23 protein-coding genes are annotated in these 24970 nt (G+C 71.3%); 16 read left to right on the top strand and 7 right to left on the bottom strand.

From position 1 onward, the window contains the following. Positions 1-12 precede the first annotated feature (12 nt). Complete coding sequence (locus tag OHA73_RS43205) at positions 13-1050, bottom strand: ABC transporter permease (RefSeq protein ID WP_323187368.1); 1038 nt, start codon at positions 1048-1050, stop codon at positions 13-15. Positions 1051-1314: 264 nt separating this feature from the next. Here OHA73_RS43205 and OHA73_RS43200 point away from each other — a divergent pair, with 264 nt between their 5' ends. From OHA73_RS43200 to OHA73_RS43190, 3 genes are all read left to right on the top strand, one after another. Further along, entirely contained in the window at positions 1315-2820 is a 1506-nt protein-coding gene (locus OHA73_RS43200) for a chlorohydrolase family protein (RefSeq protein ID WP_327658123.1), read from the top strand. Between the two features lie 71 nt (positions 2821-2891). Next, on the top strand, positions 2892-3530 hold the full coding sequence (locus OHA73_RS43195) for a GntR family transcriptional regulator (protein ID WP_327658638.1): 639 nt from the start codon (positions 2892-2894) through the stop codon (positions 3528-3530). Between the two features lie 141 nt (positions 3531-3671). Next, complete coding sequence (locus tag OHA73_RS43190; RefSeq protein WP_443063187.1) at positions 3672-5054, top strand: phosphatase PAP2 family protein; 1383 nt, start codon at positions 3672-3674, stop codon at positions 5052-5054. 72 nt (positions 5055-5126) lie between these two features. On the opposite strand, the gene OHA73_RS43185 is transcribed toward OHA73_RS43190, so the two are convergent. Next, on the bottom strand, positions 5127-5768 hold the full coding sequence (locus OHA73_RS43185; protein ID WP_327658122.1) for a maleylpyruvate isomerase family mycothiol-dependent enzyme: 642 nt from the start codon (positions 5766-5768) through the stop codon (positions 5127-5129). A gap of 129 nt (positions 5769-5897) precedes the next feature. Here OHA73_RS43185 and OHA73_RS43180 point away from each other — a divergent pair, with 129 nt between their 5' ends. Next, positions 5898-6515 (top strand): DUF1707 SHOCT-like domain-containing protein, encoded by a 618-nt coding sequence (locus tag OHA73_RS43180; RefSeq protein ID WP_327658121.1) that lies wholly within the window; start codon positions 5898-5900, stop codon positions 6513-6515. A 27-nt stretch (positions 6516-6542) separates the two neighbouring features. Continuing rightward, positions 6543-7307: a class I SAM-dependent methyltransferase gene (locus tag OHA73_RS43175; protein ID WP_327658120.1), complete on the top strand. Its 765-nt coding sequence runs from the start codon at positions 6543-6545 to the stop codon at positions 7305-7307. 58 nt (positions 7308-7365) lie between these two features. On the opposite strand, the gene OHA73_RS43170 is transcribed toward OHA73_RS43175, so the two are convergent. Then, on the bottom strand, positions 7366-8580 hold the full coding sequence (locus OHA73_RS43170; RefSeq protein WP_327658119.1) for a beta-ketoacyl-[acyl-carrier-protein] synthase family protein: 1215 nt from the start codon (positions 8578-8580) through the stop codon (positions 7366-7368). Between the two features lie 357 nt (positions 8581-8937). Here OHA73_RS43170 and OHA73_RS43165 point away from each other — a divergent pair, with 357 nt between their 5' ends. From OHA73_RS43165 to OHA73_RS43120, 10 genes are all read left to right on the top strand, one after another. Then, positions 8938-9969, top strand: coding sequence for a hypothetical protein (locus OHA73_RS43165; protein WP_266724654.1), 1032 nt, complete (start codon positions 8938-8940; stop codon positions 9967-9969). A gap of 40 nt (positions 9970-10009) precedes the next feature. Continuing rightward, positions 10010-11281 (top strand): FAD-dependent monooxygenase, encoded by a 1272-nt coding sequence (locus tag OHA73_RS43160; RefSeq protein WP_267073400.1) that lies wholly within the window; start codon positions 10010-10012, stop codon positions 11279-11281. Positions 11282-11341: 60 nt separating this feature from the next. After that, a complete protein-coding gene (locus tag OHA73_RS43155; RefSeq protein WP_267073401.1) occupies positions 11342-11992 on the top strand; it encodes an isochorismatase family protein in 651 nt (216 codons plus the stop codon). Between the two features lie 4 nt (positions 11993-11996). Then, positions 11997-13442 carry an alpha/beta fold hydrolase gene (locus OHA73_RS43150; protein WP_323187358.1) on the top strand — a complete coding sequence of 482 codons (1446 nt, stop codon included), beginning with the start codon at positions 11997-11999 and terminating at the stop codon, positions 13440-13442. A 78-nt stretch (positions 13443-13520) separates the two neighbouring features. Continuing rightward, the gene (locus OHA73_RS43145) at positions 13521-14279 is read left to right on the top strand and encodes a maleate cis-trans isomerase family protein (protein ID WP_327658118.1); all 759 of its coding nucleotides are present in this window, start codon (positions 13521-13523) and stop codon (positions 14277-14279) included. Positions 14280-14460: 181 nt separating this feature from the next. Further along, a complete protein-coding gene (locus OHA73_RS43140; protein ID WP_266724646.1) occupies positions 14461-15900 on the top strand; it encodes an MFS transporter in 1440 nt (479 codons plus the stop codon). Further along, positions 15863-16711, top strand: coding sequence for an FAD binding domain-containing protein (locus tag OHA73_RS43135; RefSeq protein WP_327658117.1), 849 nt, complete (start codon positions 15863-15865; stop codon positions 16709-16711). Before OHA73_RS43140 ends, OHA73_RS43135 begins: the two co-directional genes overlap by 38 nt. A 17-nt stretch (positions 16712-16728) precedes the next feature. Next, positions 16729-19122 (top strand): xanthine dehydrogenase family protein molybdopterin-binding subunit, encoded by a 2394-nt coding sequence (locus OHA73_RS43130; protein WP_327658636.1) that lies wholly within the window; start codon positions 16729-16731, stop codon positions 19120-19122. Beyond that, entirely contained in the window at positions 19119-19658 is a 540-nt protein-coding gene (locus tag OHA73_RS43125) for a (2Fe-2S)-binding protein (protein WP_267073405.1), read from the top strand. The genes OHA73_RS43130 and OHA73_RS43125 overlap by 4 nt, the downstream gene beginning before the upstream one ends. Further along, positions 19649-20338 (top strand): SRPBCC family protein, encoded by a 690-nt coding sequence (locus OHA73_RS43120; protein ID WP_327658116.1) that lies wholly within the window; start codon positions 19649-19651, stop codon positions 20336-20338. Before OHA73_RS43125 ends, OHA73_RS43120 begins: the two co-directional genes overlap by 10 nt. 12 nt (positions 20339-20350) lie before the next feature. On the opposite strand, the gene OHA73_RS43115 is transcribed toward OHA73_RS43120, so the two are convergent. Then, positions 20351-21103: an IclR family transcriptional regulator gene (locus OHA73_RS43115; protein ID WP_327658115.1), complete on the bottom strand. Its 753-nt coding sequence runs from the start codon at positions 21101-21103 to the stop codon at positions 20351-20353. Between the two features lie 63 nt (positions 21104-21166). After that, positions 21167-22483: an MFS transporter gene (locus tag OHA73_RS43110; RefSeq protein WP_267073408.1), complete on the bottom strand. Its 1317-nt coding sequence runs from the start codon at positions 22481-22483 to the stop codon at positions 21167-21169. A gap of 181 nt (positions 22484-22664) precedes the next feature. Between OHA73_RS43110 and OHA73_RS43105 the strand changes: the two genes are divergently transcribed. Continuing rightward, the gene (locus OHA73_RS43105; protein ID WP_327658114.1) at positions 22665-23636 is read left to right on the top strand and encodes a 2-hydroxyacid dehydrogenase; all 972 of its coding nucleotides are present in this window, start codon (positions 22665-22667) and stop codon (positions 23634-23636) included. Positions 23637-23657: 21 nt separating this feature from the next. On the opposite strand, the gene OHA73_RS43100 is transcribed toward OHA73_RS43105, so the two are convergent. Beyond that, positions 23658-24068, bottom strand: coding sequence for a (R)-mandelonitrile lyase (locus OHA73_RS43100; RefSeq protein ID WP_327658113.1), 411 nt, complete (start codon positions 24066-24068; stop codon positions 23658-23660). Between the two features lie 28 nt (positions 24069-24096). Continuing rightward, positions 24097-24933, bottom strand: coding sequence for an SDR family oxidoreductase (locus tag OHA73_RS43095; protein ID WP_327658112.1), 837 nt, complete (start codon positions 24931-24933; stop codon positions 24097-24099). Positions 24934-24970: the final 37 nt, after the last annotated feature.

Genomic DNA, 24970 nt, shown 5'->3' with positions numbered 1-24970 from the left:
ACGCGAACGCGGTCAGCCACGGGAGGACTTGGGGTCGAGGGCGTCGCGGACGGCGTCGCCGAGCAGGTTGAAGGCGAGCACCGTGATCACCAGGGCGCCGGCCGGTACGGCGAGGAACCAGGGGTCGGTGAGGTACCAGTTGCCCTGCTGGGCGGCGTTGAGCATCTGGCCCCAGGACGGGGTGGGGTCCTTGACGCCGACGCCGAGGAACGAGAGCGCGGCCTCGGCCGTGATGTTGGTGGGGATCATCATCGTGGCGTAGACGAGGACCACGCCCATCACGTTGGGCACGATCTGCTTGAGGATGATCGAGCGGTGCGAGGCGCCGTAGGCGCGGGCGGCCTCGACGAACTCCTGCTCCCTGATGGACAGCACCTGTCCGCGTACGACGCGGGCGAGATAGGCCCAGCCGAAGAAGCCGAGGATGATCACGAGCGAGGCGATCGGCAGCAGGCTCCCGTCCCCCAGCGCCGTGTCACCGAGCCGGGACTGCAGGATCGGCGTCAGGGAGAGCACGAGCAGCAGGTGCGGGAAGGCAAGGAAGAGGTCCATGACCCGGCTGATCACCATGTCGACCTTGCCGCCGAAGTAGCCGGCCGCGGCGCCGAGGACGGTGCCGAGGACGACGGAGACGACGGTCGCCAGCAGCGCGATGATCAGGGAGACCTGGGCGCCGTGCGCCATGCGCGCGAAGATGTCGCGGCCGAGGCCCGGTTCGAGTCCGAGCCAGTGGTCGCCGGAGGGATAGCGGTAGTAGGGCAGCGGCAGGCCCGGCGTGCCGTAGTCGTCCAGGACGTCCGGGCTGGTGCTCGTGGTGTACGCGTCCTGGCCCTCGATCGCGGTGAGCAGCGGGGCGAGCACCGCGAAAAGGATCATGAGGACCACCACGGCGAGCGCGGCGAGAGCGATCCGGCTGCGGCGGATGCGCAGCCAGGCGGTGCCGATGAGGGAGCGGGCGGCAACGACAGGCGGTGCCGAAGTCGACGCCACCGAGGGCGAGTTGGGCGCGGCTTCACCGTCGGCGCCGGAGGGCGACCGAGCGGGCAGCACTGGGGAATCCGTCACGTCGCGTGATCCATTCGGCGCAAGGGGGAAGGTTGGCGGGACGGTATACCAACTCCACCGGGCGGCGATAGGGGTAACCGCATCTTGGTATACCGACCGCCCAAACTAAGCCGCATCACGGGACATTTTGGCAGCCGTTCACGCCCCTCCGACACCCGGATGACACTTCCGCGAGCACCACCTTCCCGGCCGGTATACCAACCCGTACGATCACCCACGTCCGCAACACCCCCACCCCAGGAGGCACTTATGCGCACCCGCTGGCGCGCCCGACACGTCCTCGCCCACCAGGACGGCGGCCACGCGCTGCTGCGGGACGGCGAGGTGGTGTGGCAGGACGACACCGTGATCTACGTCGGACCGCGGTACGAGGGCGAGGTCGACGAGGAGCGCGACCTGGGCGAGTCCCTGGTCATGCCGGGCCTCATCGACCTCGACGCGCTCACCGACGTCGACCACCTCGTCCTCGACTCCTGGGCCGGGCCCGAGCGGGGCAAGGGACTGCAGTGGTCCCTCGACTACTTCACCCACCGCCGCCACGACGTGTTCACCCCGCAGGAGCGGGCCACCATCCGCGAGTACGCGCTCGCCCAGCTCGCCCTGCACGGCATCACCACCTTCATGCCGATCGCCTCCGAGGTGCACAGCCGCTGGGCGGAGCCCTACGAAGAGCTGGTCGACATGGCGGAGACCGCGCGCCGTATCGGCCTGCGCGGCTACCTCGGCCCGGCCTACCGCTCCGGGGTCAACGTCGTCCTGCAGGACGGCACCCGCGATGTGGCCTTCGACGAGGAGGAGGGCCGCACTGGACTGCGCGACGCCGTCCGCTTCCTGGACCACCTCGACGAGCTGAACGACCCCCTGCTCACCGGCGTCCTGCTGCCCTGCCGCATCGAGACGCTCACCGAGGAGCTGCTCGTCGAGACGGCCCGGATCGCGCGCGAACGCGGGACCCTGATCCGGCTGCACGCGCTCCAGGGCCTGGCCGAACGCGAGATCATCCAGCGCCGGCACGACGGCCTGACGCCGCTCGAACTCCTCGACAAGCACGGCCTGTTGGGCCAGAACCTGCTCATCCCGCACACGGTGCTGCTCGACCGGCACCCGGCCGTCCACGGCGAGGACCGCGGCGACCTGGCGCTGCTCGCCGCCCGTGGCATCTCGGTGATCCACTGCCCGCAGACGTCGCTGCGCTACAGCGAGATGCTGCACTCGTTCCGCGCCTACCGCGAGGCCGGCGTCAACCTCTGCCTGGGCACCGACTCCTTCCCGCCGGACCTGATCCGCGGCATGGACGTCGGCGTCCACCTGGCGAAGATCGCCGAGGGGCGCACGGACGCCGCGCCCGCCGAGCACTACGTGGAGGCGGCCACCCTGGGCGGGGCCCGCGCGCTCGGCCGCGAGGACCTGGGCCGGATCGCCGTCGGCGCCCAGGCGGACCTCGTCGCGTTCTCCCTCGACGACATCCGCGACGGTGTCATGGACGACCCGGTCCGTACGTTCCTGCTCAACGGCACGGCCCGGCAGGCCACGAACTCGGTCGTCGCGGGCAACCCGGTCCTGGTCGACGGCGCACTGCCCGGCACGGACCTGCCGCAACTGGCGCGCAGCGCCCAGGCGTTGTTCGAGAAGATGCGCGCGGCCTACAGCGAACGCGACACCGAGCGCCGGGACACGGAGGCGCTCTTCCCGCCGACGTTCCCCGCGTTCCGCGCGCCCGGCTCCGCCGCGCCCGAGAGCGAGTCGCCCGCGTGACACTCACCGCAGAACGCGCCGGAACCGGGACCAGGACCGGACCTGGAGCCGGGGCCGGGACCGCCTCGCAGGTGGAGCGCACGGAAGAGCTGATCCGGGCCGGTATCCACTCCGGCGCGTACCCGCCCGACTCGCGGCTGCGGGAGCGCGAGCTGGCGGAGGCTCTCGGTGTCTCGCGGGTCCCGGTCCGCGAGGCGTTGATGCGGCTCGCGGCCGAGGGCCTCGTCGAGCTGGAGCCGCGCCGGGGCGCCCGCGTGCGCCGCCTGACCCTCCGGGACGTCAAGGAACTCTTCGATCTGCGCCTCAGCCTGGAGGTGTTCGCGGCGCGCCGGGCGGCCGAGATCGTCGCGGACGGCGGCGGCCACGAGGGCCTGCGGGCCGTGATGGACGAGGCCGACGCGGCGACCCGGAGCGAGGACCAGGCCGGTATCGCTGCCGCGAACACGGCCTTCCACGCCGAGCTGATCACGATGACGGGCAACCGGCTGCTCCAGTCCTCGTTCCAGCGCTCGCTCGGCCTGATGCACTGGCTGTTCCGGCTCACGGCCACCGAGCACGGCGCCGCGCAGCACCGCACCGAGCACGACCAGATCTGCCGGGCGATCGGCGACGGCCGCCCCCGTCTCGCCGAGGCGCTCACCTACGCGCACATCGACATCCGACGGGAGCCGGTGCTGCGGGCGTTGGCGAAGGTGCTGCCCGCGGAGTAGGGCATGTCGTTTGGATCAGGGCCTAGTGCAGGACGTGCCTCTACCTACCCGGCCTGCGCCCCGTTAGCATGTTCGAACTGCGACGATCATCCAGATCGTCGCAGTTGCCCGCAGCCGGAACCAAGCCACCAAGTCGGACAATTGAAGACCACACCACCTCCCCTGTCCCTGCCGCACCAGCGCGGCGCCGAGCGCCGGCCGCCCGCCTGGCGGCAGCCGCGCACCCTCCTGTGGATCGCGGCCGGCCTGGCGACGCTCGGCTTCCACATCGCCCTGGAGTTCGTGGCGCGCCGCTACGGGCAGCCGGGGCCGATCACCGTAGAGGCCCAAGAGGTGATCTTCGCGCCGCACTCGGGCCCGCTGCTCTACGGCGGCCTGGCGCTCACGATGGTGGTGCTCACCTGGCGGCAGCGGCTGATCGCGGTCTGCGCGGCGGTCGGCATCGACATCGTGTTCTGGCTCGTGCGGCTGATCGTCGGCGCCGACATGAACTTCGGCAACGGCGCGCTGTGGGTGATCCTGGGTGTCGCGGTCCTCGGCCTCGCCCGCCGCACCGGCCGGGAGAGATCGGTCCTCCTCAAGGGCTCGGGCCTCGGCCTTCTTCTGGTCTTCGGCCACAAGACGGGCGACACCTGGCTCCTCATCACGTCCAAGACCCGCCCGACGGTGCTCGATCAGTACGTGGCCACCGCCGATCACGCCCTCGCCAACCCCTCGTGGCTGGTCGGTCACCTCGTCGAGGCCACCTCACCGATCAGCAGCGGCCTCCTCACCGTCGTCTACGGTCAACTCCCCATGGCCGCCGCCCTCGTCGGCCTGTACCAGCTGCGCCACGTGGCGGCGGAACGCCGTTTCCCCGCCCACCACTTGGTGCGCACCTTCCTGGCCATCGGCCTCCTCGGACCGGCCATCTACATGATCTTCCCGGTCGTCGGCCCGCTGTACGCCTTCGGCCACGACGGCGGCCACTGGGCGGTGGCCGACATCTGGCCGAACACCCTCCCGGCGATCGGCGCCCCGCACCCCTTCCCGTTCGACGAGATCACCCCGCGCAACTGCATGCCCAGCCTGCACACCGCGTGGGCCATCTCGCTCTTCATCCACACCCGCGAGGGCTCCCGCGCCATGCGCTGGGCAGGCACCTTCTGGCTGGTCGGGACCCTCACCGCGACCCTGGGCTTCGGCTACCACTACGGCGTGGACCTGCTCGCCGGGACGGTCTTCGCCCTGTCCATCGAGGCGTCGATGCGCGCCTTCTCCCGCGGCTGGGACCGCCGGGCCACGCTGATGGCGAGCTACGGGGCGGCCGTCCTCACGATGCTGCTCGTGTCCTACCGCTACCTCCCGACGCACATGGCCGCACACCCCTGGGCGTTCGGCCCGCTGCTGCTCGTGCTGACGGGCTCCGTGGTCCTCCTCTACGTACGGACGACGAGGCAGTGGAGCGCGCAGGCCACGCCTCCGCCTCCGCCGTCGCCCCTGCCGAAGGCGGGCACGGCGGACCCTCAACCGGAGCTTGCGTAGCGGCTGTTCAGGGTGCGGCACGTCGGCGACGTACGTGCCGCCTTCTCCGCCGCGTGAGGCCGGCCTACGGCCTCACGCACCCCCGCAGCGCCCGCGCAGCACCTCGACCCCGTCGCCCTTCAGGTCGTCGCAGTGGGCCGCGCGTCCCGTCATCGCCATCATCAGGGCCACGGTGCTGCCGGTGACCAATGGCCCGGTGCCGGTCGCGAAGGGGCCGTCGGTGGCGACGAGTTCGAGCCCGCCGATACGCCCCTTCGCCACCACCACCTGGTCCGTGCCCCGGTAGTACTCGGCGACCCTCGTCACCGTCTCGACCGGATAGGCGCGGCGGATCCCCAGGGGCCGCCGGATGTCCTCCCCGTGCACGAGCGTCTCCCCCAGCATGGCGATCACGGGCAGGGGAGGCTTCGTCGTGCTGGTGACGATGCGGCGGAACCGCTCCAGTGTCTCGGCGGGGCTCGCGCCCAACTGCTCGGCCAGCCGCACGGCGACCTGCTTGTCGAAGTCGAACCGGCAGCGGATCACACCGGCCAGCCACCGCACCGCGTTGAGGCTCGCGCCCGCGGTGAGATGCGCCAGCACCTCACGGACGCTGAGCCCGGCGCACAGCGAGGGCGTCGCCCACTGGGCAGTCGTCGTCGCGTCGAGGTCGGCGGCGAGCGCGGCGCGTTCCTGATGGATCAGGCTCCAGACCGGATCGGCAGTGTCGGCCATGGGAAAGGTCTCCTGTCACGGGCGGGAGGGGCGGTACTCGGCACGCGGTACTCGGCAGGCGGTGCCCACGGTACGGTGCCACGGGTGGAGCAGAGGCGACCGACCCACGGCCGCCGCCAGGAGGGAAACATGTCGGGAGAGATCTCGCCCGCCGGGGGCGACTCCGGTGCCGGCCCATCGTCGCCCGAGCTGCGGGCCTCGCACGCCGACCGGGACCGGATCGTGGACGTGCTGCGCGTCGCGGCGGGGGACGGCCTGTTGACGGCGGAGGAGCTGGACGAGCGCCTCGAGGTCGCCCTGTCGGCGCGGACCTTGGCCGAACTGGCGCCGCTCACCGCCGACTTGCGGCCCGCGACCGAGACCAAGGACGTCGTCCGGATCGAGCAGGCGCACAGCGGCGCCATCGAACGCCGGGGGCGCTGGGTGGTGCCGCGCAGGCTGGAACTCGCGGTGACCTTCTGCGCGGTGACGCTCGATTTCACCGACGCCGTGCTCACCCACGACACGTTGGTGATCGACTCGTCGATGACCGGGAAGCGGCTGATGCTGATCACGAAGCCGGGCATCGTGGTCGACACCGACGCCCTGCAACTGGCGCACTGCAAGGTCAAGCAGCGGCACAGGCCCGGGGATCCGGACGTGCCTGTCACCCTGCGCATCGAGCTCGTCGGCCACAAGACCCACGGCAGCGTGGTGGTCCGTCCCCCGCGCCGGACATTCGGGCAGTGGCTCAGAAACAAGAAGTGACGCGCACGGCGCCGGTACCCTCCAGCCATGTCCGAACCCACCGTGGCGCGCTTCTACGACGAACTGGCCGACGACTACCACCTGATCTACCCGGACTGGGACGCGAGCGCCCGGCGGCAGGGCGCGGCCCTGGACGCCGTGATCGGCCGGGAGGGCGCCGCGGTACTCGACTGCTCCTGCGGCATCGGCACGCAGGCCATCGGCCTGGCCCTGCACGGACACCGCGTCACCGGGACCGACATCAGCCCTCGCGCCACGGCCCGCGCCGCCTGTGAGGCCTCCAGCCGGGGGCTGCCGCTGCACACCGCCGCCGCCGACATGCGGCAACTCCCCTTCACCGACGGCCGGTTCGACGTCGTCGTGTGCGCCGACAACGCGCTGCCGCACCTGCTCACCGAGCAGGACGTACGCACCGGCCTCACCGAGATGCGCCGCGTACTGCGCCCCGGCGGACTGCTGCTGGCCAGCACGCGCCCGTACGAGGACCTGCTGCGCGAGCACCCCGCGTCGATGCCCCCGCAGGTCCACCGCTCCGAGGAGGGGCGGACGGTCACCTTTCAGCTCTGGCACTGGCAGGACGACGGCGAGCACTACGACTTGGAGCACTTCCAGCTCCTCCCGGACGCGAGGGAAGACTGGCGGGTCCGGGTGCGCCGGACCTCCTACTGGGCGCTCGGTCAGGAGCGGCTTGCCGGGCTCGCGGCGGAAGCCGGGTTCGTCGACCGCGCATGGCGAGCGCCGGAGGAAACCGGCTTCTTCCAACCGCTGTTCGTCGCCCGCGCCGGTGTGTAGGACCTTCCTCGCCCGGTGAGGACCGGACTGACGTCAGCCAGTGAAGACCAGGCCGATGTCAGCCCGTGAAGACCAGGCTCACGTTGTGCCCGCCGAACCCGAACGAGTTGGCCAGCGCCGCCGACCACTGCCCGGAGCGCCGCTCACCGGAGACCACGTCCAGGTCCACGCGCGGGTCGAGTGTGTCGAGGTTGCGCGTGGCCGGCAACGCCCCGTCCCTGAGCGCGAACAACGCGGCCATGGCGCCCACCGTCCCGGACGCTCCCAGCATGTGACCGGTCATCGACTTGGTCGCCGTGACCGCGGCGTGCCTGCCGATCGTGCGGCCGATCGCCTCGGCCTCCGCCACGTCACCGGACTCCGTGGACGTGGCATGGGCGTGCACGACCCCGATGTCCGCCGGAGTCACGTCGGCGTCGCGCAGCGCCAGTTCCATGGCGAAGGACTGGCCGTCCGCGTCGGATGCCGTGATGTGGTCGGCGCTCGAACTCACGGCGCTGCCGGCCAGCATGCCGTGGACGCGTGCGCCGCGGGCCCGCGCGAACTCGGGGCGTTCGAGCACCATCATGCCCGCGCCCTCGCCCATGACGAACCCGGACCGCTCGACGTCGAAGGGGCGGGACACCGCCTCCGGGTCGTCGGACCGCGTCGACAGGGCCTTCATCTGGGCGAACGCCGCCAGGGTGAAGGGGTGCAGGCACGCCTCCACACCACCGGCGACCACCACGTCCGCCCGCCCGGCGCGGATCAGGTCCTGCCCCATGGCGAGGGCCTCCGCCCCGGACGCGCACGCGCTCACCGGGGTCCTGGCGCCACCCTTCGCACCCAGGTCCATGCTCACCCAGGCCGCGGGCCCGTTCGGCATCAGCATGGGGACGGTGAAGGGTGAAAGTCGGCGGATCCCGGAGGCTTCGAAGATGTCGTCCTGCCCCAGCGTGGTGAGCACACCGCCGGTCCCAGTGCCGATGACGACGGCGAGCCGCTCCGGCTCGACCTGCGGGGCGCCGGCGTCCTGCCATGCCTCGCGCGCGCTGAGGAGGGCCATCTGCTCACCGCGGTCCAGCTTCCTGGCCTCGGGCCGCGGAAGCAGCGACGCCGGGTCCACGGTGAGTCCGGCCGCGACACCCACGGGCAGCTCCGCGGCCCACTCCTCCTCCAGGAGCCGCACCCCCGACGTGCCGTCCAGCAGCCCCGCCCACGTCGTCGGCGCATCGGCTCCCAGCGGCGTCATCGCGCCGACGCCCGTCACCTGCACATGACCGTTCCCAGTCACCCGAGCCTCCTTGCATTGTTCAGATGCTACATAGCTGCCGATCTGACCTCCCTGCGATCTTGCCAGCCAGCAGCAGGCCCATCAGGCGAGGAGTCGACCGATTCCACCGCGAGACATTGTCGGGTTACCACAACCACCTCCCTGCACGCCCACACCGTCCCGCGCACCCACCCCCGCCACCCGCCCCTTGATTTCCCAGATCGTACGTGCTCGGATTATCTCGGCAGGCGGGTTCGCCAGAACCCCCGGTGGCGCCCCCGTACGGCGTCCGCCGCGGTGATCCCGCATGCCCTCGCACCCTCCGCACCATCCGCACGTGCCCAGTACGTCCGCGCTCGTCTCCCGGAGGAACACCCGATGTTCGACTTCTCGTCCGTCGACGTCCTCGACGCCTTCACCCGTGAACTTCAGCTGTGCAAGGTCCGCGAGGGAGAGCACGTCGTCGTGCTCTCCGAGCCCGGCAGCCGTGGTGACTACGTCGCCGCCGCGTTCGGGGCCGCCAAGAGCCTCGGCGCCCACGTCGTGTCCGCCACGGTGCCCGGCGGCAGCCCGGCCCCGCTGCCCAGCACCCACACCGGGGCAGGGCCCGGCCTCGTATCCGTCCTCAACGACACTGCCGCGCAGGAGCTGTTGAAGGCGGCCGACCTGGTCGTGGACCTGACCCGCGAGGGCTTCATCCACGCCCCGCTGCAACAGGACATCCTCAAGACCGGCACCCGCATCATCTTCGTCTGCGACGCGCCCGACGTCCTCATCCGCAACCTGCCGAACGAGCAGGACAAGGTGCGCGTCCAGGAGGGCGTGGACCGGGTCCGTACGTCTTCCGTCATGCGCGTGACCTCCGAGGCCGGCACGGACCTGACGGTCCAACTGGCCGATTCCCACCCGGAGTTCCAGACCGGCTTCGCCGACGACCCGGGCCGCTGGGACCACTGGCCGAGCACCATGGTGCTGTGCTGGCCGGAGATCTCCGACGGGCGGATCGTGCTCGCGGAGGGCGACATCCTGCTGCCGTTCAAGGAGTACGTCCAGCGTCCCGTCACGCTCCATGTCTCGGGTGGCCACATCCAGGAGGTCACCGGCGGCGCCGAGGCCAAGCTGCTGAACACCTTCTTCGAGGACTCGCACGACAAGTGGGCCCGCAGCCTCTCCCACATGGGCTGGGGCCTGATGAAGTCCGCCGACTGGTTCGCCACCGCGATGTACGGCAAGGACGAGTTGATGGGCATGGACGCCCGCGCCTTCGCCGGCAACTTCCTCTGGTCCACGGGTCCGCACCCGCACCTCCAGCGCGATTCCTACGCCCACCTCGACATCGCGATGCGCGGCTGCACCGTCAGCCTGGACGGCACCGACGTCGTCACCGGCGGACACCTCGTCGAAGGCTGAGCCCGGTCCCCCACCCCAACGCAGCATCCCTGGAGGAGTCTTGCCTCTCAGCCAGTCCTACGAAGTCACCGTCGTCGGCGGCGGTCTCGGCGGCCTCACCGCCGCCCTGGCCCTGCGCCACAAGGGACTGCGCGTCACCGTCCTCGAACAGGCCGCCGAACTCGGCGAGGTGGGCGCCGGCATCCAGACCGCACCGAACGCCAGCCGGGTCCTGATGCGGCTCGGCCTGCGCAAGCAGCTGGAGGCCATCCGCACCGAGCCGCAGGACCAGGTGCGCCGCCGCTGGCAGGACGGCAGCATCATCGGGCTCACCCCGCTCGGCCGCCGTGTCCAGGAGGAGTTCAACGCCCCCTACTGGCACTACCACCGCGCCGATCTGCACCGCACCATCCTCGACGCGTGCACCGACCCGCTGGGCCCCGGGCCCGCCGTCGAGATCGTCACCGGGGCGCGCGTCGTGGAACTCGACCGTACGTCCCCGGACCGTCCCGTCGCGGTCACCGACGACGGCACCCGGCACGAGGCCGACGTGCTGGTCGGCGCCGACGGCATCCACTCCCGCGTCCGCGACCTCATCGGCGCCGAGGACACCCTGGTCTTCTCCGGCGACATGGCCTTCCGCACGCTGATACCCGGCGAGCTGCTGCACGCCGACCCGGCCACCCGCTTCCTCTTCGACCGCTACCAGAGCACCATCTGGTACGGGCCCGGGCGCCATCTCGTCCACTACCTGATCCGCGGCGGCGAGTGGCTCAACATCGTCGGCTGCGTCCCGTGGAAGGACGAGTACGGCGAGAAGACCACCTTCTCCGGCACTACCGAGATGCTCGTCGACGCCTACGCGGAGTGGGACGACCGCGCGCCGGCCATGCTCGCCAAGGCCAAGGGCGACATCACCTGCTTCCCGCTCTACCACCGCCGCCGCGACCCGAACTGGGTCGACGGCCGCGTGGCCCTTCTCGGCGACGCCTGCCACGCGATGCTCCCCTACCAGGCGCAGGGTGCCTCGCAGGCCATGGAGGACGGGGCCGTGCTCGCCGAGGAGCTGGGCGCGGTGACCCGCGAGGGGATCCCCGGCGCGTTGCAGCGGTACGTCAACCGCCGCGCCCGGCACGCCGGGATGGTGCAGCAGGCCTCGCTGCGCAACCAGGTCTTCTACCGCTTCCCCGACGGTCCGGAGCAGCAGGCCCGCGACGCCAAGCTCGGCGAGCGCTACGACGGCGAGTCCGACGTGTCCTACGACTGGCTGTGGCGCGGCACCCCGCTGGACACCTCCGACGACGAGTCCTTCGCCTACCGCCACCACCACTGAGCCGATTCCCCCCGGCCAGATGAGCCGATCCCTGGCCAGATCCCGCGCCCTGGAGGTCCCGTGCCCACCCCGTACGACCCCGCCACCGACCGCGTCTACGAACGCGCCGGGTTCGGCGCCGCCGTCGCCCGCGGCCACCGTCCCGCCCTGATCGTGGTCGACCTGACGCGCGGCTTCACCGAGCCGGGCTTCACCACCGGCAGCGATCTGACCGCCCCCGTCGAGGCCACGGCGGAGCTGGTGCGCGCGGCCCGCACCGGCGGCGTACCCGTGGTGTGGACGGTCATCGCCTACACGGCCGCCGAGGCCGAGGGCGACGCGGTCACCTGGCTCGCCAAGGCTCCCGGCATGCGGGCGCTGCGCGAAGGCGGCGAGGCCGTCGCCCTCGACCCCCGACTGCCGTACGAGGAGGGGGACCAGTTCATCGTGAAGAAGGGCGCGTCGGCGTTCTTCGGCACCGCGCTGGCCTCCCTGCTCACCGGCCTCGGCTGCGACACGGCGGTCGTCTGCGGCGCCACGACGAGCGGCTGTGTGCGGGCCACGGCGGTGGACGCGGTGCAGTACGGCTGGCCGGTCCTCGTGCCCGCCGAGGCCTGTGGCGACCGGGCCGCGGGGCCGCATGAGGCGGCGCTCTTCGACATCCAGGCCAAGTACGGGGATGTCGTGGGCCACGAGGACATGGTGAAGTACCTGACGACGAAGGGGGTTTGAGATCATGAACGCGTCTTCCGGAGCCGCACGAGATGCCGCGCAGGATGCCGGACAGGATGCCGCTCAGGACCGCGAGGCCCGACGGCCGGAGCGTTACCTGACGCAGCCCGGCCTCGCGGACCTCGCCGACATCCCGGCCGTCAGCCGCTGGGCCCGCAGCGGGGACGTGCGGCTGCACGTGCTGGACTACGGCGGCGAAGGCGTCCCCCTGCTGATCCTGCCCGGCATCACCAGCCCGGCGATCACCATGGACTTCGTCGCCCGTGAACTGACGGACCTGGCAAGGCCGTTGGTCCTCGACATCCGCGGCCGCGGCCTCAGTGACGACGCGGAGGACCACTCGCTCGACGCCCTCGCCGCCGACACGGAAGCCGTGATCGAGCAGCTGGAGCTGGCGGACCCCGTGCTCTTCGGACACTCCATGGGTGCCCGGATCGCCGCCGCCACCGCTGTGCGGAGCCATGTCCCGCTCGGTGGAACGCTGTTGGTGGACCCGCCGATGAGCGGCCCGAGCCGGGGGCCTTACCCGACCACGCTCGCGGCGTTCACGCGCCAGCTGTCGCAAGCCCAGCGCGGCACGGATGCCGACGAGGTCGGCGGCTTCTGGCCGACGTGGCCGCGCCGGGAGCTGGAGCTGCGGGCCCGCTGGCTCGCCAGCTGCGGCCTGGAGGCGATCGAGCGCGCCCACCGGGGCTTCGAGAGCGAGGACTTCTTCGCCTGGTGGCCCCAGGTGCCGGGCCCCACGACGCTGCTGTACGGGGCCGACAGCCCGGTCGTCACCGCCGAGGGCGCCGCGGAGGCCACCGCCGCGAACCCGGCGGCGCGCATGGTTCGCATCCCCGCGGCGGGACATATGGTCTTCTGGGACAACCCGGCGACGGCCCTGGACCTGCTGCGCACCGCGCTGCGGCAGACCCTCTCCCCGGAGCCGGAGGCCCACTCGATCCCTCCACACGACAGCGGTGCCATGACCTCGCCCTCCACCCCCAGCCAGGCCGACGACGTCGCCGCGCCCGACGAACTCACCCACGCGCCGGGCTTCCTGGCCCGCCGGCTGTACCAGGCGTACCTCGCCGCGTGGCTGCACGACGTCGACGCGACGCTGACCGGGCCGCAGTTCGCCGTCCTGCAGATCATCGGCGAGAACCCCGGCTGCGACCAGCGCTCCATCGCCGCGCTCGCCGCGCTCGACACCTCGACGATGGCCGACGTCGCCCGGCGCCTGGAGAACCGGGGCCTGCTGTCCCGCGCCCCCTCCCCCGCCGACGCGCGGCGCAAGCTCCTCAACCTCACGGAGGAGGGCCGCGCCACCGTGCACGACGCGAACCTGCGGGCCCGCAAGCTGGACGAGGAGCTACTGCGGCCGATCCCGGCGGAGCAGCGCGCCGACGTCCTGCGGCACCTGGCGGTGCTCGCCGACCACTGGGAGCGGCTCGGTCAGCAGCACTGACCTCCGCCACCGACCCGCCCGAAGAGGACATGCAGGCCCCCGCCCTCATCAAGCATGCCCAAAAACCTGGAGCGAATCATGACAGACCATCACATAGGGATGATCGTCCCCAGCTCGAACCTCACGATGGAGACCGAACTCCCCCGCCTGATGCGGGCGCGCGAGGCCGTCTCCCCGGAGGACCGCTTCGTCTTCCACAGCAGCCGGATGCGCATGAAGCACGTCACCCCCGAAGAGCTGCGGGCGATGAACGCGCAGACGGAGCGCGCGGTCCTGGAGCTGGCCGACGCCCGGCCGGACGTCGTGGCGACGGCCTGCCTCGTCGCCATCATGGCGCAGGGCCCGGGCCACCACTGCACGGCCGAGGACGAGATCAAGGACGTGCTGCGCGCCCAGGAGGCACTGGTCCCCGTGGTCTCCAGCGCCGGCGCACTGCTCGACGGGATCGCCGCGCTCGACGCCAAGAAGGTCGCCATCGTCACGCCCTACATGAAGCCGCTGACCCAGAAGGTCGCCGACTACATCGAGGACGCGGGCGTCGAGGTGGTGGACGCGCTGAGCCTGGAGGTGCCGGACAACCTGGCCGTCGCCCGGCTCGACCCGCAGGACCTGCGCGAGCACTACAAGCGCCTGAAGCTCGGCGACGCGGACGCGCTGGTGCTGTCCGCCTGCGTACAGATGCCGTCCCTGCCGGCGATCCAGCCGGTCGAGGACGAGCTGGGGCTCCCGGTCCTGTCGGCGGCCACCGCCACGGCGTACCGGATCCTGTCCGAGCTGGGCCTGCCGCCGCTGGCGCCGAACGCGGGCCGCCTGCTGGCCGGACCGACCGCGCCGTGAAACCGCCGTGTTAACTCCGTGCGCGACCCCTTGCCAAGCAAATTCGTACGTGCTCGGATTACCTCAGTCCGCGCACTGACTGTCTCCCCCGAAGCACCCGCACCGCCCGCTCCCCCGCCTCATCAGCAACTCAGGCACCTCCCGTCGCAGTTCGTCCCCGACACGACCCTGTGGAGCGCACGTGAGAACAGGCGATCAGATCGTTCAGGATCTCCCCTGGAGATGGAACGTCCAGGGAAAGATCTTCATCATCGGAGGTCTCGGCTACCTCTTCGACGCGTACGACATCGCCCTGAACGGCTTCCTCATGCCGCTCCTGGGCCAGCACTTCGACCTGTCCCTCGGTGCCCGAGGGCTCGTCGCCACCGCCAACCTGGTGGGCATGGCCGTCGGTGCCATCGCCTGGGGCGCGGTCGCGGACCGGATCGGCCGCAAGAAGGCGTTCAGTGTCACCCTGCTGATCTTCGCCCTGTTCTCGGTCCTGGGCGCGCTCTCCCCCACGTACCCGGTCTTCCTGCTGCTGCGGTTCCTCGCGGGAGTCGGGCTCGGCGGCTGCATCCCGGTCGACTACGCGCTGGTGGGCGAGTTCTCGCCGCGCAAGTACCGGGGCCGGGTCCTCACCGCGCTCGACGCCTGGTGGCCGGTGGGGGTGACCCTGTGCGGGCTCGTGTCCACGGGCATGCTGTCCCTCGACGGCAACTGGCGCTGGATGCTCGCCACCATGGTGCTGCCCGCGCTGCTGCTGTTCTGGGCGCGCCGCGGCATCCCCGAGTCACCCATCTACCTGACGAAGAAGGGCCGCGAGGCCGAGGCACGGACCGTCATCGACGACCTGGTGGCCCGCACGGGCGCGCCCGTCGAGCCGTACGTCATCCCCGAGCCGGTACCGGACGAGGGTCCGCGCGGGGTGGCCGCGGCCGCCCAACAGCTGCGCAACATCTGGTCGTTCAGCCCGCGCATCACCTCGGCGGCCTGGCTGCTGTTCGCCACCATCATGCTCGTCTACTACGCGGCGCTGAGCTGGATGCCGTCGATCCTCAAGGAGGAGGGGCAGGGTGACACGGCCGCCTTCATGAGCACGACGCTGATGAGCGGCGTGGGCATCATCGGCGTCCTCGTCTCGACGGCCCTGGTCGACCTGGTCGGCCGCAAGTGGCTGATCGGTGTCTCGGCCCCGGTCGCCTCGCTCGCCCTCGTGATCTTCGCGATCGTGCGGGACATGCCGACCGGCTCGGTCATCACCATCGGCGTGTTCGGCTTCCTCGCCCAACTCGCCATCCCCGCCCTGTACGCGTACGTCTCCGAGCTGTACCCGACCGAACTGCGGGCCAGTGGCTTCGGCTGGGCCTCCTCGGTCAGCCGGGCACTCACCGGGTTCGCCCCGCTGTTCTTCGGCTCGGTGCTGTGGCCCCTGCTGGGCCTTCCGTTGACGTTCGCGGTGCTCGGCGCGGCCGTGCTCCTCGCCGTCGGCTGGATGGCCGTGGCGGCGCCGGAGACGAAGGGCCGGGAGCTGGACGACACGGACCACGACGGCGGCGGCCGGCCATCCCCGCGACAGGAAAACCAGGAAGACCAGGAGAACCATGAAACCAGCCCCCTTCGGCTACCACAGGGCTCGTGACGTCGACGGCGCCACCCGGCTCCTGGCCGAGCTCGGCGATGACGCGAAGGTCATCGCCGGCGGCCAGAGCCTGGTCGCCATGATGAACTTCCGGCTCGCGCGGCCCGGCCACCTGGTCGACATCGGCGGCCTGCGCGAACTCGACGGCATGCACCGGGACACCACGGGTGCGCTGCACATCGGGGCGCTCACCACCCATCACACGGTGGAGAGCGACCCGGAGGGTGTGCTCGGCCGCGAGTTCGCGGTGCTGCGCGAGGCCATGCGGTGGATCGGGCACCTTCCCATCCGGACGCGCGGCACGATCGGCGGCAGCATCGCGCACGCCGACGCCACCGCCGAGTGGTGTCTGCTCGCGCTCGCGCTCCGGGCGGAGTTCGTGGCCCGCGGGCCACGCGGTGAGCGCCGCGTCGCGGCCGGGGACTTCTTCCTCGGCTACTACACCAGCGTGCTCGATCCCGACGAGCTGCTGGTCGAGGTCGTCTTCCCGCGCCCGGCCCCGCACGCCGCGCTCACCGAGTTCGCCGAGCGCCAGGGCGACTTCGCGCTGGTGTCCGCCGCCGTGGACCTCGATGTCACCGACGGCTCGGTGCACGGCGGCCGGGTGGCGCTCGGCGGGGTCGCGGCCTCGGTGGTCCGGGTGCCGGAGGCGGAGGCGGTGCTCGCGGACGGAGGCACCTTCGCCGACTGCGCCGAGGCGGCGGCCGATGCCGTCGAGCCCCCGTCGGACGCCTCGGGCAGCGCGCACTACCGCAAGCAGCTTGTCCGCACGCTGGTCCTGCGTGCCTGTGAGGAGGCGATGAGCCGATGACACACCCCGATTCGCCCATGACGCGTCCGGATGCGCCGAAGACACACCCGGCAGACGACAAGGGGCGGTTGACCGGGCGGTCGGTGGCACGCCGTGAGGACCCGCGACTCCTTTCCGGGCGCGGCCGGTTCGTCGACGACATCGCGCTGCCCGGCATGCTGCACGCCCAGTTCGTGCGCAGCACGGTCGCGCACGGCGAGATCGCCTCCGTCGATCTGACGGCGGTGCGTGAGGTGCCGGGCGTGGTCGCGGCCTTCACCGCCGAGGACCTGGAGCTGACGGACATCACGGCCGAACTCGGCCGCCCCCGCTCGGAGTTCGTGCCCACGGCCATGCCGGTGCTCGCCCGTGACCGGGTGCGCTACGTCGGGGAGCCCGTCGCGATCGTGGTGGCGCGCGACGCGTACGCCGCGGAGGACGGCCTGGAGGCGGCCAAGGTCCGCTACACGACGCTGCCCCCGGTGACCTCCGAGAACGAGGCCCTGGCGCCCGGCGCCCCGCTCGTCCACGAGGAGGCCACGCGCAACACCCTGGTGGACGTCTCCCTGTTCGCCACGGAGGGCATCGACGAGGTCTTCGACGCCGCCGAGTGTGTCGTTCATGTCGAGTCGCGGACCGGTCGGCAGAACGCGCTCCCCCTGGAGACGCGTGGGGCCGTCGCCCACTGGGACGACCGGGAGGAACAGCTCGTCCTCAACACCTGCACCCAAGTACCGCACCAGGTACGGACGGTGGCCTCCCGGTGTCTGCGCCTGGACGAGCGGGCGGTGCGGGTCGTGGTGCCCGACATGGGCGGCGGCTTCGGCCAGAAGTGTGTCGTGGGCCGCGAGGAGATCGCCGCGGCAGCCGCCGCGCTGCGCCTGCGCCGGCCCGTGAAGTGGATCGAGGACCGCAAGGACGCGCTTTCCGCGTCGTTCCTCGCCCGCGAGCAGCACTACGACGTGCGGGCCGCCTTCGACGCGGACGGGCACATCCTGGGGCTCGACGCGGACGTGGTGTGCGACATGGGTGCGTACTCCTGCTACCCGTTCACCGCGGGCATCGAGCCGCTGATGGCCTCGGCGGAGATGCCCGGCGTCTACAAGGTGCCCGCCTACCGGGTGCGCGGCCGTGCGGTCACCACCAACAAGGCGCCCACCGCCCCGTACCGCGGAGTGAGCCGTCCGCAGTACGTGATGGTGATGGAGCGTCTCTTCGAGCGCGCCGCACGCGAGTTGGGCCTCGACGCGGTCGAGATCCGTCGCCGCAACGTCATCACCGAGTTCCCGTACACGGGCGTCAACAACATCACGTACGACCCGGGCTCCTACCTGGAGTCGCTCGACCTGTGCGAGCGGCTCGTCAAGGACGAGGGCTGGTACGAGAAGCAAGCGGCCGCGGCGGCCGAGGGCCGGTACCTCGGCATCGGCTACTCCTGCTTCAGCGAGCGCACCGGATACGGGTCCACGGCCTTCGCCCAGCGCAAGATGCAGGTCGTCCCCGGCTTCGACATCTCCGAGGTGCGGATGGACACCAGCGGAGCGGTCACCGTCACCAGCGGCACGATGAGCCACGGGCAGAGCCACGAGACGACGTTCGCGCAGATCGTCGCCGACGAACTCGGCCTGGAACTCGGCAAGGTGAAGCTGCATCAGGGCGACACCGACCGCGTCACGTACGGCTACGGCACCTTCGCCAGCCGCTCCGTCACCATCGGCGGCAGCGCGGTACGGATCGCCGCCGCCAAGCTCGGCGAGAAGCTGTGCCGGATCGCGGCGGCGCTCTGGGAGACCGAGCCGGCCGAGGTGGAGCTGACGCGCGGCGGCGTGCGGCGCAAGGACGGCAGTGACCCCGCGTTCCTCACGTACGAGGAGCTGGCCGACATCGCGTATCTGCGCGCCCACCTGCTGCCCCGTGACATCGAGCCGGGACTGAGCGCCACCGCCACCTTCGACGTGTTCAACGACGGCACCTTCTCCAACGCCACCCACGCCGTCGTCGTCGAACTCCACCAGGGCACCGGGCAGGTGGAGATCCTGCGCTATGTGTGCGTCGAGGACTGCGGCGTCGCCATCAACCCGCAGGTCGTGGAGGGGCAGTGCCGTGGTGGCATCGCCCAGGGCATCGCGGGCGCGCTCTTCGAGCAGGTGACGTACGACGCGCAGGGCGAGCCGTCGGCGACCAGCTTCATGGACTACAAGGTGCCGACCGCCCACGAGATCCCGGACGTGCTCATCCACCACCTCGAAACGCCGTGCACGTTCAACGAGACCGGCGCCAAGGGCGCGGGCGAGGGCGGCACCATCGGCGCGCCCGCCGCGGTCCTCAACGCCGTCAACGACGCGCTGCGGCCGACGGCTGTGGAACTCGACCACACCCCCATCACCCCGGAGACGGTGCACCGCGCCCTGAACCTGGAGCCCACTTCATGACCACCACCCCGGACAACCTGCTCCTGCTCACCCTGAACGTCAACGGCGAGGAGCACGAGGTGATCACCGAGCCGCGCCGCACCCTCGTCGACGTACTCCGCCACGATCTGCGTCTGACCGGCACACATGTCGGCTGCGAGCACGGCATCTGCGGGGCCTGCACGGTCCTGGTCGACGACCGGCCCGCGCGGGCCTGCCTGATGTTCGCCGCGCAGGCCGAGGGCGCCCGGATACGTACCGTCGAGTCCCTCGCGGACCCGGCGACCGGTGAACTCAACGATCTGCAACGGTCGTTCACCGAACACCACGGCCTGCAGTGCGGCTTCTGCACACCCGGTTTCCTGATGCTCGCGGACGGCTTCCTCGCCGAGCGTCCGGAGGCCACCAAGGAGGAGATCCGGGAGGTCGTGGCCGCCAACCTGTGCCGGTGCACCGGCTACCAGACCATCGTCGAGGCGATCGACTCCTGCGCCACGGCCCGCCGCGCCGGCTGCGCCAAGACCTGCACCGCAATCGAGGAGACAGCATGCAGCTGACCAACACCGTCGTCGTCAACGCCGCCCCGGACGCGGTGTTCGCGCTCGTCAGCGACGTGGAGAAGGTGGCGTCCTGCATGCCGGGCGCGGCCCTCGATGGCCGGGACGGCGATGCCTGGCGGGGCGCGGTCAAGGTCAAGGTGGGACCGATCAGCGCCGCGTATGCGGGCACCGTGCGGTTCCTGGAGGTCGACGCGGAGAAGCGCCGGCTGCGCGTGCACGCGAGCGGCGCCGACACCCACGGCAACGGTGACGCCGAGGCCGAGGTGGTCCTGGACATCGGCGAGGCCCCGGAGGGCGCACGTCTTGAGCTCAGTACGGATCTGCTGATCCGCGGCAAGCTGGCCCAGTTCGGCAAGGGCGCGATCGCCACGGTCTCGGACCGGATCCTTCAGCAGTTCGCGCAGAACCTCGGGAATCTGCTGCTCGACCAGGGGTCCGCCACGGGTGCCGCCCCCGTCTCGACGGCACAGCCCAAGGCCGCGACCACCGGGACTCCCACCGCACCCGCCGAACTCGACGGTCTGTCGCTGGTCGCGGGACCGCTCCTGGCCAAGTACGGCCCGGCCGCAGCGGGTCTCGCCGTCGGGCTCGTCCAGGGGTGGCTGTTCGGCAAGCTGCGGGCACAGTCGGCCCAGCTGAAGGACCTGCGCGTGAAGGACCTGCGCCGGCAAGGGTGACCCGTACGACGGTCACCTGCCGTACGCCGCCGCCTCCCGCGCCGCCGTCTGCAACAGCGGAACCATGTCGTGGAGTTCCTCGCGGCCCGTGAGGACGACGGTGGCGCCGAGGGAGAGGGCGAGCTGAGGCGGCCCGCCGTCCGGGTCGGCGGCGGGGACGCACACGGCGATGGAGCGGACCCCGCGCTCGTTCTCCTCCTCGGCCTCCGCCCAGCCGAGCTCCCGGACGCGGGCCAGTTCGGCGCGCAGCTCGTCCGGGTCGCTGAGCGTGTTGGGCGCGCTGCGCGGCAGCGGACCGGCCAGCAGGCGCTCCTGGTCGGCCTCGGGCCGGGCCGCGACGAGGGCCTTGCCCAGCGAGGTGGCGTGCCAGGGGTTGCGGGTGCCCTCGTCGCTGCGCAGTTGCAGGTGCTGGCTGCCCTGCACGGAGCGGACGAGGAGGACCTGGTCGCCGTCGAGGATGCCCGCGATGACGACGAGGCCCGTGCGCTCCGCCAACTGCCGCATGGGGCCGAGGAGATGGTTGAACCCGGCCGGCGTCCGATGGAAGCCGTGCGCCAGCTCCAGGGCGCGCAGCCCCAGGGCGTAGGTGCGTGCGCTGGAGTCGTGGACGACGAAGCCCTCTTCGGTCATCCGGGCGAGCAGCCGGTGGGCGCTGCTCACCGGCAGCTGCGCGGCGCGCGCGGCGGCGCTGACGCCGAGGCCCTCGGGGTGGCGGGAGAGCGTGGTGAGCAGCCTGAGCCCGCGGCCGAGCATGTCATCGCTCATGGTTCACGCCCGCCCCCACCTGTGCCTTCGTCGCCGAGTTGCTTGTCTGTTCGCTGCCGAAGCTTACGTGGCGTGCTGTTCGCCGACCTTGGCAGCCGGTGTTTCGAGCGCCGCGGGCCGTCGTACGAAGGCCATCAGCGCGGCCGAGATCAGCGTGCCGATCGCCATGACGGCGAAGGCGCCCATGTCACCCATGGAGCTGCCGCGGATCCAGCCGACGAGGTACGTGCCGACGAACGAGCCGAGCGCGCCGAAGGAGTTGACGAGGGCGATGGCCGCTCCGGAGACGTTCTTGGGCGCCTGGTCGGCGACGAGCGCGAAGTACGGCCCGTAGGGCGCGTACAGGCACAGGCCGGCGACGATCAGGAGCACGAACGACATCGCGAACGAGGAGTGCGCGAGGTAGGAGCCGTACAGCGTGAGGGCCGCGACCACCAGCCAGGGCCAGATCGCCAGGCCGCGCCTGCCACTGCGGTCGGAGAGCTGGGAGTTGACGAGCATCGCGATCGAGGCGAAGAGGTACGGGACCGCCGAGAGCAGGCCGGTGGCGCCGATGCCCTGGCCCGACGCCTCCTTGATGATCGAGGGCAGCCAGAACACGAACCCGTACACGCCGATCGACCAGCAGAAGTACTGGGCGGCCAGGATGAGCACCGGACGCGAGGAGAGCACCTTGCGGTACTCGGCGGTGCGGGCGACGGCGACGGTGGGCTCCTTCGCCAACTCCGCGTCGAGCTCGGCCCGTTCACTCTCGGGCAGCCACGTGGCCTCCGTGGGGTGGTCCTTGATCATCTTGAGGCAGAGCAGGCCCCACAGCACGGCAGGGAAGCCCTCGATGATGAACATCTCGCGCCAGCTGGTGGCCTCGATGAGCAGCCCGGAGACGGCGGACAGCCACATCACGGTGACCGGGTTGCCCAGGATCAGAAAGGTGTTGGCGCGCCCGCGCTCGCGCTGCGTGAACCAGCGGCCGAGCAGCATCACCATGGACGGCATGACCGCGCCCTCGACCACGCCGAGCAGGAAGCGGACGGCCACCAGCATGGCCGGGCTGTGCAACATGCCTTGGACGGCGGCGAGCACGCCCCAGGCGATGGTCGAGTACGCGACGAGGCGGCGGGCGCTGCGGCGCTCGGCGTAGATGGTGCCGGGGATCTGGAAGAAGAAGTAGCCCAGGAAGAAGGAGGCGGCGACCAGCGCGTCCATGCCGCTGGACATGTTGAGGTCATCGGCCATGCCGCCCGCCGAGCCGATCGAGTAGTTCGACCGGTCCAGGTAGGCGAGCGAGTACGTGACGAACGCGATCGGGATCATGCGCTTGGTCCGCGTGGACGACCAGAATCCACTGCCGCGTGCGGCGCGGGACGACGTCGCTGTCATCCGTCACACCTCCTGTTTTCCGTGAGGGTTTCCGAGACACTTTCCCGAGGCAATTTTCCGTGGGGTGGAAAGTGTTCTGTGGGACGGAAAGACGTTAGGGTCGACGCGTCGCCAGGTCAACAGCCTTGGCGGATCCGTGATTTGCCGCGCTTCGGCCGATGCCGCCCGGAAAGGTGCATGTATGCCCAGCCATGACTCCACCCACCTGTCCGACCGGACCGGACCCGGTTCCGAGGCGCCCGATGTGCTGGTGCCCTGGCCCGGTCTCGACCGTGCGCACGGCCCCTGGCCGGACGGCGTGCGCGTCCATGTGTGGGACGGAGTGGCACCGTTCGGGCTCGACGCGGAGCAGCTCGCCCGGATCGGCTACTGGGTGATGCCGTACGCGACGCCCGAGGCCACGAAGCTGCTCCCCGAGCTCACGGGGCTGCGCGCCGTGCAGTCGTTGAGCGCGGGCGTGGAGAAGCTGCGGCCGCTGCTGCCCGAGGGGGTGGCGCTGCACAACGGGCGCGGGCTGCACGACGCGAGCGCCGCCGAGCACGCCCTCGCGCTGACCCTCGCCGCGCAGCGTGACCTGCCGCGGTGGGTGCGCGACCAGGACGGGGGCCGCTGGGAGCCGCACTTCACGCGCTCCCTCGCGGACTCGCGGGTGGCGATCGTGGGCTACGGGTCGATCGGTGCGGCGCTCGAACAGCGCCTGCTCGCGTGCGAGGCCACCGTCGTGCGCGTGGCCCGCCGCGCCCGCCCCGACAGCGACGTGCACGCGGTCACGGACCTGCCGGAGCTGCTGCCGCAGGTGGACATCGCGGTGCTCGTGCTGCCCGAGAACCCGTCCACGGTGGGCCTGTTCGGCGCGGCCGAGCTCGCCGCGCTCCCCGACGACGCGCTTGTCGTCAACATCGGCCGCGGCCGCACCCTGGACCCCGACGCGCTGCTCGCCGAGACCCGCACCGGCCGGCTCCGCGCGGCCCTCGACGTCACGTCCCCCGAGCCGCTCCCCGCCGACCACCCGCTGCGCGCGCTGCCGGGCGTCCTCATCACGCCGCACGTGGGCGGCGGTTCGGCGACGTTCCGGCCGCGCGCCGAGCGCCTGATCGTCGACCAGGTGCGCCGCTGGGCGAGCGGCGAACCTCTGGTCAACGCGATGGAGTAGACGGGGACGTGAAGTCCGCTATCAGGAGGTCGCTCCCAGCGCACTCTCGTACTGCTCGTCGGTGACCGGCTCCAGCCAGGTGGTGCCATCGCCACCCGAGTCACCGACGACGATGGCGATGTGCGCCATGAACGTGGTGTCGGTGGCGCCGTGCCAGTGCTCCTCGCCGGGCGGGCACTTGATGGTCTCGCCCGCGCTCGCGCGCACCACGTGTCCCTCGCGGGTGCCGACGAGGCCGACGCCGTCGGTGATGTGCAGGGTCTGCCCGTTGGCGTGGGAGTGCCAGTTGGTGCGGGCGCCGGGGGTGAACCGGACGTGTCCGACGGCGAGGTGGGCGGGGGCGGCCGGGGCCTCGATGAGGTTGAGGTAGACATCGCCGGTGAAGCGTTCGGCGGGGGTCTTCACGGTGGGGGTGCTGGTGATGTGTTCCATGGCGCGTTTCCTTGCGGTCGTCGTGGGATCAGGAGGTGTGGTCGAGGCCCGAGCCCAGCTCGCGGGAGGCCGCCACCTGGGCGAGCAGCTCGTTCGCCTTGGCCTCGACGGCGGCGAGGCAGTCGTCGCCCGCGACGAAGCGCAGCGGCGGCTCCTCCAGGTCGGCCACCTTGAGCAGGGCATCCGCCAGCTTCGCAGGGTCGCCGGACTGCTGCCCGTTCATGGACTCCCACTGCTTCTTTGTGGCGGCGGTGCGCTCGGCGTAGTCGTCGATGGAGCCCTCCGCGTACGTGGTGGAGGCGTCGACGAGCAGCTCGGTGCGGAAGAAGCCCGGTTCGACGATGGTGGTGCGGATACCGAACGGCTCCACGTCGTGGCGCAGGCTCTCCATGAAGCCCTCGACTCCGAACTTCGCGGCGGAGTACGCCACGCAGAAGTCGACTCCGATCGCGCCGGCGAGCGACGAGATGGTGATGACGTGCCCGGAGCGCTGGGCGCGCAGCACGGGCAGGGCGGCGCGGGTGACATTCATCGGGCCGAACAGATTGGTCTCGATCTGCGCGCGGACCTGCGCGTCGCTGAGCTCCTCGAAGAACCCGGCGTAGAAGTTCGCCGCGTTGTTGATCAGCACGTCGATGCGCCCGAAGCGCTCCACGGCGGCGCGGACGGCACGCTCGGCGGCCTCGGGGTCGGTGATGTCGAGGGCGGTGGCCAGCAGGTTGTCCTGCTCGCCGCCGAGCGCCTCGACGACGCGCTCGGGCCGGCGGCCTGTGGCCACGACCTGGTGTCCCGCGGCAAGGGCGCGGCGCGCGATGTCGGCGCCGAGGCCACGGCCCGCGCCGGTGATGAAGAAGACTCTGGTCATGCTGCTGCTCCTGTGGCTGTTCTTCCTGCGTAGCTGC

It is taken from the genome of Streptomyces sp. NBC_00483 (assembly GCF_036013745.1).
Classification (GTDB): domain Bacteria; phylum Actinomycetota; class Actinomycetes; order Streptomycetales; family Streptomycetaceae; genus Streptomyces.
Note: the sequence above shows the minus strand (reverse complement) of the source record. Positions and strands in the feature narration are given on the sequence as shown.

Coding starts and splice junctions, on each gene's coding strand:
- OHA73_RS43200 (WP_327658123.1), top strand. CDS start 1,315: ATGCGCACCCGCTGGCGCGCCCGACACGTCCTCGCCCACCAGGACGGC.
- OHA73_RS43185 (WP_327658122.1), bottom strand. CDS start 5,768: ATGGCCGACACTGCCGATCCGGTCTGGAGCCTGATCCATCAGGAACGC.
- OHA73_RS43180 (WP_327658121.1), top strand. CDS start 5,898: ATGTCGGGAGAGATCTCGCCCGCCGGGGGCGACTCCGGTGCCGGCCCA.
- OHA73_RS43175 (WP_327658120.1), top strand. CDS start 6,543: ATGTCCGAACCCACCGTGGCGCGCTTCTACGACGAACTGGCCGACGAC.
- OHA73_RS43165 (WP_266724654.1), top strand. CDS start 8,938: ATGTTCGACTTCTCGTCCGTCGACGTCCTCGACGCCTTCACCCGTGAA.
- OHA73_RS43150 (WP_323187358.1), top strand. CDS start 11,997: ATGAACGCGTCTTCCGGAGCCGCACGAGATGCCGCGCAGGATGCCGGA.
- OHA73_RS43145 (WP_327658118.1), top strand. CDS start 13,521: ATGACAGACCATCACATAGGGATGATCGTCCCCAGCTCGAACCTCACG.
- OHA73_RS43135 (WP_327658117.1), top strand. CDS start 15,863: ATGAAACCAGCCCCCTTCGGCTACCACAGGGCTCGTGACGTCGACGGC.
- OHA73_RS43130 (WP_327658636.1), top strand. CDS start 16,729: ATGACGCGTCCGGATGCGCCGAAGACACACCCGGCAGACGACAAGGGG.
- OHA73_RS43125 (WP_267073405.1), top strand. CDS start 19,119: ATGACCACCACCCCGGACAACCTGCTCCTGCTCACCCTGAACGTCAAC.
- OHA73_RS43120 (WP_327658116.1), top strand. CDS start 19,649: ATGCAGCTGACCAACACCGTCGTCGTCAACGCCGCCCCGGACGCGGTG.
- OHA73_RS43115 (WP_327658115.1), bottom strand. CDS start 21,103: ATGAGCGATGACATGCTCGGCCGCGGGCTCAGGCTGCTCACCACGCTC.
- OHA73_RS43110 (WP_267073408.1), bottom strand. CDS start 22,483: ATGACAGCGACGTCGTCCCGCGCCGCACGCGGCAGTGGATTCTGGTCG.
- OHA73_RS43105 (WP_327658114.1), top strand. CDS start 22,665: ATGCCCAGCCATGACTCCACCCACCTGTCCGACCGGACCGGACCCGGT.
- OHA73_RS43100 (WP_327658113.1), bottom strand. CDS start 24,068: ATGGAACACATCACCAGCACCCCCACCGTGAAGACCCCCGCCGAACGC.
- OHA73_RS43095 (WP_327658112.1), bottom strand. CDS start 24,933: ATGACCAGAGTCTTCTTCATCACCGGCGCGGGCCGTGGCCTCGGCGCC.